At 33.9% G+C, this 12,842-nt stretch carries 16 protein-coding genes; 3 read left to right on the forward strand and 13 right to left on the reverse strand.

The genetic code is table 11. The features are described from left to right. The 9 genes from LLA01S_RS10455 to LLA01S_RS10495 form a co-directional block, all read right to left on the reverse strand. On the reverse strand, window positions 1-909 hold a 909-nt coding region (locus LLA01S_RS10455), incomplete at its 3' end, for a 4-alpha-glucanotransferase (RefSeq protein ID WP_162267155.1). 223 nt (window positions 910-1,132) lie between these two features. Further along, on the reverse strand, window positions 1,133-2,110 hold the full coding sequence (gene nusB / locus LLA01S_RS10460; RefSeq protein ID WP_061778284.1) for a transcription antitermination factor NusB: 978 nt from the start codon (window positions 2,108-2,110) through the stop codon (window positions 1,133-1,135). Beyond that, window positions 2,103-2,504: an Asp23/Gls24 family envelope stress response protein gene (locus LLA01S_RS10465; RefSeq protein ID WP_011675653.1), complete on the reverse strand. Its 402-nt coding sequence runs from the start codon at window positions 2,502-2,504 to the stop codon at window positions 2,103-2,105. Before LLA01S_RS10465 ends, nusB begins: the two co-directional genes overlap by 8 nt. A 146-nt stretch (window positions 2,505-2,650) precedes the next feature. Beyond that, on the reverse strand, window positions 2,651-3,208 hold the full coding sequence (efp, locus tag LLA01S_RS10470) for an elongation factor P (protein WP_011675652.1): 558 nt from the start codon (window positions 3,206-3,208) through the stop codon (window positions 2,651-2,653). Window positions 3,209-3,339: 131 nt separating this feature from the next. Then, the gene (locus tag LLA01S_RS10475) at window positions 3,340-4,398 is read right to left on the reverse strand and encodes a M24 family metallopeptidase (RefSeq protein WP_061778285.1); all 1,059 of its coding nucleotides are present in this window, start codon (window positions 4,396-4,398) and stop codon (window positions 3,340-3,342) included. A 107-nt stretch (window positions 4,399-4,505) separates the two neighbouring features. Continuing rightward, on the reverse strand, window positions 4,506-5,390 hold the full coding sequence (rsmA, locus tag LLA01S_RS10480; RefSeq protein ID WP_021166185.1) for a 16S rRNA (adenine(1518)-N(6)/adenine(1519)-N(6))-dimethyltransferase RsmA: 885 nt from the start codon (window positions 5,388-5,390) through the stop codon (window positions 4,506-4,508). Window positions 5,391-5,519: 129 nt separating this feature from the next. Further along, window positions 5,520-6,080 (reverse strand): ribonuclease M5, encoded by a 561-nt coding sequence (rnmV, locus tag LLA01S_RS10485; protein ID WP_011675649.1) that lies wholly within the window; start codon window positions 6,078-6,080, stop codon window positions 5,520-5,522. Continuing rightward, window positions 6,058-6,591 (reverse strand): AAA family ATPase, encoded by a 534-nt coding sequence (locus tag LLA01S_RS10490; RefSeq protein ID WP_011675648.1) that lies wholly within the window; start codon window positions 6,589-6,591, stop codon window positions 6,058-6,060. Before LLA01S_RS10490 ends, rnmV begins: the two co-directional genes overlap by 23 nt. Window positions 6,592-6,624: 33 nt before the next feature. Continuing rightward, window positions 6,625-7,398: a TatD family hydrolase gene (locus LLA01S_RS10495; RefSeq protein WP_031286717.1), complete on the reverse strand. Its 774-nt coding sequence runs from the start codon at window positions 7,396-7,398 to the stop codon at window positions 6,625-6,627. 456 nt (window positions 7,399-7,854) lie between these two features. Between LLA01S_RS10495 and LLA01S_RS10500 the strand changes: the two genes are divergently transcribed. From LLA01S_RS10500 to brnQ, 3 genes are all read left to right on the forward strand, one after another. Next, entirely contained in the window at window positions 7,855-8,124 is a 270-nt protein-coding gene (locus LLA01S_RS10500) for a (4Fe-4S)-binding protein (protein ID WP_011675646.1), read from the forward strand. A 3-nt stretch (window positions 8,125-8,127) separates the two neighbouring features. Beyond that, window positions 8,128-8,400, forward strand: a complete 273-nt coding sequence (locus LLA01S_RS10505; protein WP_011675645.1) for a GNAT family N-acetyltransferase — start codon at window positions 8,128-8,130, stop codon at window positions 8,398-8,400. Window positions 8,401-8,616: 216 nt separating this feature from the next. Next, window positions 8,617-9,966 carry a branched-chain amino acid transport system II carrier protein gene (brnQ, locus tag LLA01S_RS10510; RefSeq protein WP_011675644.1) on the forward strand — a complete coding sequence of 450 codons (1,350 nt, stop codon included), beginning with the start codon at window positions 8,617-8,619 and terminating at the stop codon, window positions 9,964-9,966. An 86-nt stretch (window positions 9,967-10,052) separates the two neighbouring features. Here brnQ and LLA01S_RS10515 read toward each other — a convergent pair whose 3' ends face one another. The 4 genes from LLA01S_RS10515 to LLA01S_RS10525 all read right to left on the reverse strand — a co-directional run. After that, window positions 10,053-10,871 (reverse strand): polysaccharide deacetylase family protein, encoded by an 819-nt coding sequence (locus LLA01S_RS10515; protein ID WP_228763848.1) that lies wholly within the window; start codon window positions 10,869-10,871, stop codon window positions 10,053-10,055. Between the two features lie 385 nt (window positions 10,872-11,256). Continuing rightward, window positions 11,257-12,105 (reverse strand): IS982-like element ISLll1 family transposase, encoded by an 849-nt coding sequence (locus LLA01S_RS10520; protein ID WP_061778286.1) that lies wholly within the window; start codon window positions 12,103-12,105, stop codon window positions 11,257-11,259. A gap of 106 nt (window positions 12,106-12,211) precedes the next feature. Beyond that, on the reverse strand, window positions 12,212-12,358 hold the full coding sequence (locus tag LLA01S_RS13385) for a hypothetical protein (protein WP_011675641.1): 147 nt from the start codon (window positions 12,356-12,358) through the stop codon (window positions 12,212-12,214). A 212-nt stretch (window positions 12,359-12,570) separates the two neighbouring features. After that, window positions 12,571-12,842, reverse strand: a 272-nt coding sequence (locus tag LLA01S_RS10525; RefSeq protein ID WP_021215631.1) for an integrase core domain-containing protein, incomplete at its 5' end; no start/stop codon positions are given.

Here is a 12,842-nt window from a genome sequence, read left to right on the forward strand (position 1 = left end):
CCCATCAAAGTAATTTGACATGGCGGTTAGACGTTTTTTCCACCAATCATAGCCATCTTCAGCCATCTTTTCCCAATTATAAGTTGGGAATCCCCAGTTTTGTCCATTTACGGCAAAAACATCAGGAGGCGCACCAGCTTGTTTATCAAGATGGAAAAGTTCGGGATGGGTCCACGCATCTACAGAATCGTGAGCAATTCCAATCGCTATGTCTCCTTTTAAAGCAATTCCTAATTTATGACAATAATCTACTGCTTCAGTAAGTTGAGAATGGAGAAGATATTGCACAAAAATATATAAATCTAACTGGCTAGTCTCTTTTTTTAATTTATCAAATAAATTTTTATCATAATTCGCATTTTTTCCCCAAGCTAAAAAATTAGCACTCTTATTAATGTCTCTCAAATAGGAAAAACAGGCATAGGCCTTCAACCATTCTTCATTTTGTTTATAAAATTGTTGATAAGACTTGGTTTTTTGATATTTTACGGCTAAATTTTGATAAATAATTTGCGCATATTCCCACTTTAATGCCAGACATCTTTCATAATCTATCTTTTCTAAAGAATTTAGTTCTGATTCTAAAATCAAAAGTTTTTCTTGTTGCTCTTTTGTGTAAGATTTCCAAAATTCATGAATGTCTAAATAGAGTGGATGCAAAGCAAAAACGGAAATTGTCCGATAAGGATAGGAATCTCGCCAATCCATAAAAGTCGTCGTATCATTAATTGGTAGTAATTGGATGACATCCATGCCAGAGCGATAGGTAAAATCAGCCAATTTCTTAAGGTCTGAGAACTGACCTACTCCGCTAGAGTTTTCCGTTCTAAGAGAAAAAACTGGGACTGCTATTCCGGTATGGTAAGCTTTTTCTCCATAGGGTTCAATTGAAAATGTGTTAGTTACCATCTTTTCTTACTCCTTAAAATTTTTGAAATTGATTTAGAATAATTAAAGAGAACGTTTTCTTTTATTATATCTTTTTTAAAATAAATATACCAATATTTAGTGTGATTTTTCAGAAAATTAATAATAAAAAATGAACTTGATAACTTTTGTTTCTATTAAACTACACTTAAGAGTAAAACGTAATAAAAAAAGTTACTGGTAGACTATACCAATAACTTTTTTATTAATCTTCTTTCAAGAAGTTGGTCAAAACACCATTAATAAATCGACTAGATTTTTCATCGCTAAAGTCTTTTGAAAGCTCGATAGCTTCATTGACTGCCACGACATTTGGTGTATCTGTAAATAATATTTCATAAGTAGAAACTTGAAGAATGGCTTGTTCAACAAGTGTTAATCGTGAAAACGACCAATTTTTTGCTAGATATTTAGAAATATTTATTTCTAAATCTTCTTTTTTCTCTAAGACTCCATCAACAAGTTGAGTAAAATATTCTGGAGCTTCCAGATCTTCTGCTCTATCATTGTCGTAGTTAAGTACGAAATGTTTTGTTTCTTTTAAAAGATCTGATAAGTGAGATTCGGCAGTCGTTTCAGCCTGCTGTAACTGCTCATCAAGCTCTTCTTTTAAGGTATTTGGAACAAATAAATCGCTTGTGTACTTTTCAAGAATATTTTCATGAAGGAAAGAGAAGGTTTTTTGGAAAGTTTCAAAAGTCTGCTCGGTTGTTGCATTTTCTGGCAGATTTTTGAAAAATTCTAATACTTTTGGTGCAACTGGCTCTTCATCAAGCTCAATTTGGAACAAACGAATAAGTTTGAGGTTATCCATAATTCCTGAAAATAAATTTGTTGCTTCATATTCATTCATTTTCTTAGCGTAACCACCAAAATCACGCATGAAAGCAAGTGCTTTAGCGACATTTGTTTTTTCGATATCTTTAACACCGAGAATCTCGTAAATTTCGTAGATTGCTTCTAAAGGTTGAGATAGTCCTTTAGGAAACTTACGAACAATAATTCGTTCATCACGAAAATCAACGTCAAAACGAATCGTTTGAGAAAGTTCTGTTTCTATCTTCTCAACATTTTCACGAAAAGAACTTACGACACTGGTTGCCATTTCCTTTTGTACAGCGTAAGAAAACAATACTTGGACCGCTCGTTGACGAATTTGGTGTTGCGTGAGCGTTTTAGGCATCAAAAAATCCCTCATCAAACAAGTCTTCAAGCGCTGGTTTTGGTTGTTTTTCAGTCATAATTCCTACAACATGGATATTGACTTCATCAACAACAATTTCAGTAGCTTGAGCAACTGCTTCTTTCACTTCTTTTTGGATTTTTGTAGCAACCGCTGGTAGGCTCACACCATAAGTGAGATAAACGTAGATATCAACTGCTACTTTATCATCTTTTGAGTCAATATAAACGCCCCGTCCTTCATTTTTCTTCCCTAAACGGTCTGAAAAACGTTTATTACGAAGAGCATGTACGCCTTCAATTTTGGCTGTTGTGATACCGATAATCACTTCAAGAACTTCAGGGGCAATGACAATATCCCCAAGTTCTTCAGAATGTACAGTTTTTTCTGCCATTTTGCTTTCTCCTTTTGTCTTTGCAAATTTTTCTAATTAGAAAAATTTCACTTACAAAATGAATTTTCTTTACTGACGAAGTCTTAAAACTTCATAAAGTTACTGACAAACCGCTGTCAGTAACTTTTTTCAGTAATCGTGCTGACTTAAGCACGTTTTAAGTATTCACCTGTTTGTGTGTTGATTTCAAGTTTTGTTCCAACTTCAACGAAGTCAGGAACGTTAACAACAAGACCTGTTTCCATAGTGGCTGGTTTACCTGAACCTGTTACTGTTGCACCTTTAATTGATGGTTGTGTTTCAGTAACTTCAAGAACAACTGTTGTTGGAAGTTGAATACCAATTACTTCTGTACCGTAAAATTGGATTTTAACATCTGTATTTTCAAGAACGTAAAGAAGTTCATCTTTAACTTGTTCTACTGGAATTTCATATTGTTCGTAAGTTTCATTGTTCATGAAGTTAGCAATATCATCCATTGAATAAAGGTATTGAGCTGTCACTGTTTCAATCACAGCTTGTTCAAACTTATCTTCAGGACGGTAAGTGTCATCAAATGTTGAACCTGAGCGTACGTCTTTAAGCTTCATACGCATGATTGTATTTCCTTTACCTGGTTTGTGATGACTTGCTTCCATAACGCGGAGAAGTTTTTCCCCATTCAAAAATGTCATGCCTGATTTAAGGTCTTTTGCTAAAACCATGTTTATGTTTCTCCTAGTATTTATAAATTTAGATATTCTGCCTTTTTTCTTTTTGTCAGTAATTTTCTGTACACAAAAGAAGTAAAATGACAGGATTTAACATCTTATTTTATCACAAGTTATTGCTTTTTTCAAATAACGATAAGCTCTTTTGGCGCTTTTGTCAGGACTTCACAGCCATTTTCTGTCACTAATAAGTCATCTTCAATTCTAACTCCCCCAAATTCAGGAAGATAAATTCCCGGCTCATCAGTAATTATCATTCCGGATTTTAGTTGGTTTTCGGTCATCGACTGATTAAAATAAGGAATTTCATGAACATCTAAACCAAGACCATGACCAATTCCATGCGTAAAATATTGCCCAAAATCAGCTTTTTCAATAACTTCTCGTGGGATATTATCGTATTGTGCATAAGTCATCCCTGCTTTAACTTGTTTGATGAGTGCCTCATTAGCTTTACGAACGGTCTCATAGATTGTTCGCATTTTGTCATCAACAGAGCCAACAAAGATTGTCCGTGTCATATCACTTGCATAATGCTCATAATAACAACCAAAATCAATGGTTACTGGATCGCCAAATTGAATCATTTTACTCGTCGCAACGCCATGCGGTAAACTGCTTCGTTTGCCAGAGGCAACAATCGTTTCAAAAGAAATTCCGCTCGCCTCTAAATCACGCATTTTAAAATCAAGAAAATTAGCAACTTCGATTTCAGTTCGGCCTGGTTCAATAAATCTTAGAGCTGACATAAAGGCTTCGTCAGCAATTTCACAGGCTTTTTTTATCAAACTTATTTCTGATTCGTCTTTGATTTGGCGAAGTTCCAAAACAAAATTGCTGGTAGAAAAAAAGGCTAATTTTGTGGCCGCCTTGGATAACCTTTTAAAGAAAGCATAATCGACTGTTTCCTCAAAAGCCATATTTTTAACTGATTCACTTGCTGATAATTCTGTCAGTAAACTGATAGGGTCTCTCGTCTCAATAATTTCAAAATTTTTGATTAAGCCACGCGCCATCTCACTGTAACGACTGTCTGTCATAAAAATATTGCGCTTTTGGGTCAAAAAAACTGTACCCGCGGTTCCAGAAAATCCTGTCAAATAAAAAATATTTTTCATATCAGTAATCAATAAACTATCAATATTTTCTGTCAGCATTTTTGCTTTTAATTTTTCAATTCTCATTTTGCTCTCCTTTAAATATAAAATTAAATGATAGAATGACCTCATCATTTTCTTCCATGATAACACAAAAACTCTAACATGAGTTAACGTTTTCTTTTAATTTTTATTTACTTTTTAAGAGGTAAAAGCGCATCAGCCAATTTAGCGAATTCCTCAATGGACAAAGCTTCTCCACGTATCGTTGGCGAGATTTCTGCTTGTGCCAATAATTTTTCTATTTCTGGTTTACTGTCTTTTCCAAATGCTGCTTGCATGTTATTCATCAAGGTTTTACGACGGTGAACAAAGCTACTGTGCATCGTTTTAAAGAACCATTCTTCATCTTCTACTTCAACTAAAGGTTCTTCACGTCGAACCATTTTCAAAATAGCCGAATCGACATTTGGGGCAGGAATAAAGACTGTTCGTGGGACGATAAAGGCGACACTTGCTTCCATATAATATTGAACGGCAATTGATAATGAGCCGTAAGCCTTGGTTTTAGGTCTTGCAGCAATTCGGTCTGCCACTTCTTTTTGCATCATCACAACGAATTCAGAAAAAGGAATTTTGCTTTCAATCAAATGCATCAAAATCGGAGTAGTGATGTAGTAGGGCAAATTCGCAACCACTTTAATTGGTAAATTTGGATTTTTAAATTTTTGAATTTCAGAAAGTAAATCAACTTTCAAAATATCTTCCGATACCAAAGTAAAATTATCGTAAGGCGCCATCGTTTCTTCTAAAATTGGAATCAAAGATTTGTCAATTTCAAAAGCCATAACCTCAGCGGCTTCTTCTAAAAGATACTGTGTTAATGAACCAATTCCGGGTCCAATTTCGATGACGTTCACTTCTTTGGACAAGTCAGCCGTCTCCGTAATTTTGGTCAAAATATTATGGTCGGTCAGGAAATTTTGACCAAATTTTTTCTTAAAATTAAAATCATGGCGACGTAGAATGTCTTGAGTACGAATGATATTTGAGATGCGGTCTATATTATTTTCTGTCATTTTTTCTTTCTTTTATTTATATCTAATTTTTTACTGACAAATCTGTCTTGAAATGAAAGTAATCTATAATTGACTAATTTAAGGTTCAGCCTTAATAATCATATTTTGTTTCTTTAAATAGTTATTTCATCAGTAATTTTTCATTACTTTTTCAATCTGTTCTATTGTAATTTTAAACATATTAAGTCGTTTCTTAATTTGTTTGCCATTAGCATAGCCAATCCTTAATTCTTCACATAGAAATTCTCGACGCTTTCTACTGTCAGCAGCCATAATTAAACCAAATCTCATTAAATCAGTTTGGGTCAAATCTGCTGACGAATCTGTCAGTGATGATTTTTCACCAAAAACCTCTGACAAAGCTTGATTGAGTGCCGCAAAATTTGCATGTTCAACACCAAGTGACCCTTTTCCTTTGGGTTTTGCTTCATCACGATTTAGAAATGCATGACCAGCTTGCGGGATTGCTTGCATAATAATTTTTCGAATCCGTTCTCCTTGAAAATCTGGGTCAGTAAATACAATAATCCCCCGTTTTTCTTCAAGTACTTTCAAACGTTCTAAATCTCTGTCATCAATAGAAGATCCCCCTGTTTCATAGGTATCGCAGTCAAAATAACGTTTAAGATTTGCCGTATCATCTCGCCCTTCTACCACAATCACTTCATTAATTTTTGGTTTTTCTATCATATTTTATTAAATACTTCTCTTTATCTTTCCGATTTTTAAGGATAATAACTTTGTCCCAAACAGCAAATTCACTTATTTTTTGCTCAATTTGGGGAAATTCTTTTTCTGGAAAAGTCCAAACAAAGTTTAAAAACTCCAGATAGTCTTTATCCCATTTTTCTCTGAACTCTTCAGCCATATCTGATCGATTTTTATGAAATAATCGCACGAGAATTGAACGTTTTATGACTCGAAAGACAGTCTTAAATCTTGAACCTTTTAACCAAACAATCTCGTCTATATAAGGGAGTCGTTCAGATAAACTTGAACCATAATTACCGTCAATAATTCCATTTTCATTTTGAGAAATGAAATCTCTTGTGGCTTCACGCAGTTTTATTCTACCAAGATCACTTGGATGTTTATGGAATACTTTATCCAAGTGTAAGACAGGGTAATCCGTCTTTTTTGCTAATTCTCTTGCTAAAGTTGATTTCCCGCTACCTGAACTACCGATAATAATAATTTTCATAAAAATAGCTCCTAGCAAAACTAAGTAATTACTCTACTTTTTCAGGTCAAAAATTTTCAAAGCATTTTCGTTTGTTGCCTCAGCAACTTCTTCCATTGAAATCCCACGTAAATCAGCTATTTTTTCAACAACATACTTCGTATATCCTGGTGTGTTTTCTTTGCCCCGATAAGGAGTTGGTGTCAAATAAGGAGCATCGGTTTCAACTAAAATCTTATCCAACGGAAGTAAACGAGCCGCTTCTTGAACATCCAACGCTTTTTTGAAAGTTACCACACCTGAGAATGAAATATTCATACCAAGTTCAACAAACTTGAGTGCTTCTTCAGCTGTTCCTGAGAATGAATGCATAATCGCACCAGCAGTCCCGACACCTTCTGATTTAATAATTTCATAAGTATCAGAAAGAGCATCCCTCGTATGAACTTGAAAAGGAATTCCTAATTCTTTTGAGATTTGAATTTGTCTTCTAAAAACTCGTTCCTGAACCGCTTTAGGAGAGACCATCCAATGATAGTCCAAACCAATTTCACCAACAGCAATTACTTTTTTGCTTCTTCCTTTTGTCAGTAAATATTCCTCAGCAGCAGTATCAAATTCAGCAGCATCATCAGGATGCCAACCAATTGTTGCATAAGCTGACTCAAATTTATCAGCCAATAAAAGCGCAGCATCGTTTAACTGATAATTACTTCCTACATTATTTATTTTTGTGACGCCAAAGGATTGAGCTTTACTTATTTCTTCTTTGACACGTCCTTCAAATTCAATAGTATTAAGATGCGTATGTGTATCAAAAATCTCTATCATTTTATTATCTATCCTTGTATGTACTATTTAAAAATCAATAATTAATTCGTTAAAATTACAAAATCTTCTATTTTCTCAATTTCACTTTTCTTATTTTTAAATTGCACTCGTTCTGACCTATTCCTTTTCACAAGAAAATATCTTCTGTCAGTAAATTTTTAAATCAAATCATTCTTCTTCTCATTTTTAAAATAAAAGAAGCCATATGCATTTATATTATATCATATCTGTAAGGCTCTTTCATTACTTTTTCAAATTGCTTTCTTATTTCATTCTCTAAAAAACTTGTCAGCAACCTTTAACTTTATCAAATTAAATTATAAACCACTGTCAGTAAAATTTTATTGCTTATATCCTTAAAAATCTCTTTCTTAATTTCCATAAATTACACACCCTAGCAGCTGCTTGACAAATGTCACCTAAAGATTTACAGTTGTAAACAGGAGGAATGAAATGGACAATTCAAAGTTATTTGACGACGTTGCAACTGAAGAAGAGCTACTGAAAAATGATTATCGTAAATATCATGGTGAAAATATGGATATTTATTATAATGCAACAATTTGTGAACATGCAGGTGAGTGTGTCCGAGGTAATCCGCTAGTATTTGAGGTTGGACGTAAGCCTTGGATTATTCCAGATAATGGCGATACCCCTTCTAATCAAACAGTAATCAATAGATGCCCTTCTGGTGCCCTAAAATATCTAATCAAGGAGAAATAATAAATGGAAATTATCGAAAAGCAAAATTTATTCGAACTACTTTCAGATAATGGGGAAGTCATCGGGGAAATGAATTATATGAATATGAAAAATTCAATAATTATTACTCATACAGGCGTAGCACTTGATTATCGAGGCCAAGGCTTGGCAGAAAAATTAGTTCTTGCCGGAATTGAAAAAGCTCGACATGAAAATATTAAATTGGGTGCAACTTGCCCCTATGCAGCCGAGTATTTTAGAAAACATAAAGAAGAACTTGCTGATATTTTAAAATAAAAGTATTGATGAAATATTAATCCTAAGGCCTCTATCAAGGTCTTTTTTTTACTACTTCTATGTAAAAGTTCTATCCATTTTTCTAAATTTTTTGTTATTTTTAGACTAATTTTTGATTAAAAATTATTAAATTGTGTTGTAAGTTCACAATTATTTTGCTATAATGACTTATTATTTTATTCACAAAATAGAAAATGAAATTATTAGGGAGAACTTATGAAGGAGAAACTAGCTGGTAAAGACTATCTTTTTATTGGATCAATGTTATTTGGACTTTTTTTCGGTGCTGGAAATTTAATTTTCCCTATCCATATGGGTCAAGAAGCAGGTGCTGCTATCTCTCAAGCCAATTTTGGTTTTTTAGTTACAGCAGTTGGATTTCCATTTTTAGGAATTATTGCATTAGGAATATCACAAAGTAATGGCGTCTTTGAATTGGCTACCCGAGTCAATCGTATTTATGCCTATATCTTTACGATTTTACTTTATTTGGTCATTGGTCCCTTTTTTGCACTGCCACGTCTAGCAACAACTTCGTTCGAAATTGGAATTTCTCCATTTTTATCTAACAAACTTCAAACCCCACTTTTAGCACTCTTTAGTATCCTATTCTTTGGTACTGCTTGGTTTTTATCTAGAAAACCCACAAAACTATTGGATTATATTGGCAAATTTTTAAATCCACTTTTTCTAGTCTTGTTAGGTTTAATCTTAATCATCGCTTTTAGTCACCCTCTTGGATCCGTTCACCAAGCAGAGGTTGGTAAACTTTATCAAAATTCTGCTTTTATGAATGGTTTTACTCAGGGCTACAATACACTTGATGCATTAGCAGCCTTAGCTTTCGGAATTATTATTATCACAACGATTCGTCAGCGGGGAGTTAAAAATCCCAAAATTATTGCTAAGGAAACCATTAAAGCCGGTTTGATTAGCGTAGGACTTATGGCTATAATTTATACTTGCCTCTCTTACTTAGGAGCCATGAGCGTAGGAAAATTTGCGATAAGTGAAAATGGTGGAATTGCCCTTGCCCAAATTTCCAATTACTATCTTGGAACTTTTGGAATGATTATCTTGGCTTTGATTGTTATCATTGCCTGTTTAAAAACTGCTGTTGGGTTGATGTCTGCTTTCTCTGAAACCTTCGTAGAATTATTTCCAAAAAGAGAATATCGCTTTTACTTAATGATCGTTAGTATCCTCCCTTGTATTTTTGCAAATATCGGTTTAACAAAAATCATAGAACTTTCTGTTCCAGTGCTTATGTTTTTATATCCATTAGCAATCACACTTATCCTTTTAGCCTTATTAGGTCCAGTTTTTCAACATTCTAAACTTGTCTATCAAATAACCACCGCCTTCACACTTTTGGCTGCTATCGCCGACGGACTCAATGCACTTCCAAATCCGCTAAAATCACTTAAGCCTATCGCGGCCATTCTCAATTTTGCCAAAGACTTTCTCCCCTTCTTCTCTCTTGGAATGGGCTGGATTCTCCCAGCAGTCCTTGGATTTATAATCGGTTGTTTAGTCCACTTTTTAAAAAGAATCACAAATAAATAAAAGAGCTTCTAATATTTAGGAGCTCTTTTATTTATTTTTAAAGACCGCACTTCTAAGAAGTTATTTTATATTTAGTGATGTATCTTTCATTTCTTTACAAGCCAATGCTCAATCGTTTTCCAATTTTCCTTCGTAACAATCAGTCTAGGGATATTACTATACTTAGTTTCATTAGTAACCACTCCTGGGGAAAGCGTAAATATTCCACTGATTCCGTCTTTGAGCATATAATTTTCTAAATCTTTATTTTGAGCCCCATAAGGATAAGCAAAAACATTCCCCTTTTTATTTAATTCTTCTTGAAAAGTTTTTTGACTTTTTAAATAATCTTTTTGGACTACTTTTTTCGAAATATTTGTCGATAAAACTGGTTCAAGATTTTCCTGATAATGTAAGTCGTTTGTGTGCAAACCAGATATCACCAAAGGATTTTCATCCATCTCCTTTATTTCTTTCCACGAAGACATTTGTGAACCATCAATCGTTTGACCAACTTTTCCGGTAATAATAAATTGGGTAAAAGGTAAGTCAAACTCTTTCATTACTGGATAAGCATTTTCTGTCAGAGATTTATCGATATCATCAAAAGTAATGACAACCGCTTTGCCTATTACCTCTTTTTTATTAATTTTAGAGATGAGTTGTTCAGACGTTAAAACCGATATGTGATTTTCTTTCAAAAATTCCATTTGTTTTTCAAAATCCTCTAAAAAAACATTGTATTCATGTAACTGCGAATTTTGAGAAATTGTTGAAGCAAAGCTTGTGATAGGTGTATCTTTGAGAACACGATGATAACAAAGGACAATAATTCCATCATTATCCTGAAGTAAACTCTCATAAGCGAAATCAGGTTGTTCTTTTTTGCTCTCTTTCACATATTCTTCTGTTTCACGAGTAGACATGATTACTAAAAACCCTATGATTAAAAACATGACTAGCAAAATAACATTTTTTTCTTGTATTTCATCTGCTTCTAGTCCTCCTTTGTTAGGATATACAGAGATGGAATCGTAAGTATTTAAAGCATACAAAATAATGAATAAATCACATCTTCCCAATTTGTTATTGGAAAACCAATGATTACTAAAATAGAGATAATTCCATCACTATAGATTCCTAATATAGAAAGTGCTAAGAATATAAAAATACTTAAAATAAAGCCCCAACACATGAAGACAGCCATAAATTCAAAAAAATGTCTTTTTTTCTTTTTCTTACGTATAACTAACCCGAATTGCTAGTTGATTATTTAGCCATGACTTGATACCCGATAGAATATCTTAAAGTCTATGGTTCCAGTGATTTAGCTGATTTTAACAGTAAAGAATACGCTAAAAGTATCATCTCTAATTTCAATTGAAAACCTTGAGGCGAACGACTTTTACAACGCTCAGCTCCTAGATTTGTCAAAAAAGAGAAAACTCGCTCAATCACTTTTCTACGTTTTGAAAAATTAGGGAAAAGGATTTTCTTTTGCTTCATGTTCTTCCTGACAGGTGTCATTAGATCAATTCCTTCTAATTCCAGCCTATCATGCAGTGACTGACCTAGATATCCCATATCTCCAAGGACTGTTGGTGTCCCAAATTGACTCAACACTTCCTCGGTCATTGAACTATCAGCCATTGAAGCAGGAGTAATTGTGTAGTCTATGACATAGCCTGATTCACTGACTAAAGCATGACATTTACATCCATAGAAGTACTGTCCCTTTGTAGCATTGTAGCCAACATTTGCATAATCTCCAAGACCTTTGCTTCTGAAATTACGAATAGGCTGACACAAAGGAATGGGGAAGCTGTCAATAATGGATACACTCATTCCTTCAACCTCTTTAAAGACGAGTGCTTGGCGAATGACTTGGATAATCGGTAAGAGCGCATTACAACGGCGGACAAAGCGAGAATATTCTAGGAAATTAGGAAATAAACTTTGAGCCAATTGGTGCTTAGCTTTAAGCGTTTCACTAAAATGCAGTACGCCCCATAGGTAACAAGCGATAACTAAGCAATCTGATGTTGCGAGATGGACGTTCTTTCGGTTTTGAACCTCAAGGGGAACCCTCGTTTGATAAAGCGTCTCAATGGTTGTCAGTAAATAAACAAAAACTTTTCGAAGTGTGCTATTATAAGTCATATAAGTCGTGCGCTTTCTAATGCTTAGTGGTTTAAGATTAGGATAGCACGACTTATTTATTTTCCAATGAACTTAACTAGCAATTCGGGTTATAACTAATTCCATTTTATATTCCCCTATCTGGACTTTCCCATTTTCCTTTGTTAGTCCGATTACTTAAGACAACAATTTCAGCCGAGATTGCGCTGACAAGATTCAAAATCCAATAAGCAACAAGATAGACTGGTAAAATCATTTTGTCAGATAAAGACAATTTGCTCTCACCTCTATCGTTGTTCAACCCCAAAAAGAAAACAGCAAACGAAATCAAAACAAAAATTACTATAATCTGTCCCGATACTTTAAATTCTTGATTTAATAGCATCTGTAAAAAGTATTGGTAAGACTCTATAAGAAAGAACCAACTCCAAATGACGTTAAGTCAAGTTTTTAGAGTAACAAACGTAGAATTTTAATCTATTTATTTTAAGCACTTACCTTTTCAAATTGATTAGGTGTAAGATACCCTAAACTTTGATGGATTCGTTTTGAATTATAAAAGGCTTCGATGTACCAGAAAATACTCTGATAGGCTTCTTCAAAGTTCTTATATTTAAATTGATACACCCACTCTCTTTTTAAATGTCCATGCCAAGATTCAAGACTGGCATTATGATAAGGGTATCCCCTTCGACTGAAAGAGTGAGTCATCCCATAATACTTAAGCAACTCTTCATACTCTAGACTCGTATACTGGA

It is taken from the genome of Lactococcus cremoris subsp. cremoris NBRC 100676, from assembly GCF_001591705.1.
In the GTDB taxonomy this organism is placed as follows: domain Bacteria; phylum Bacillota; class Bacilli; order Lactobacillales; family Streptococcaceae; genus Lactococcus; species Lactococcus cremoris.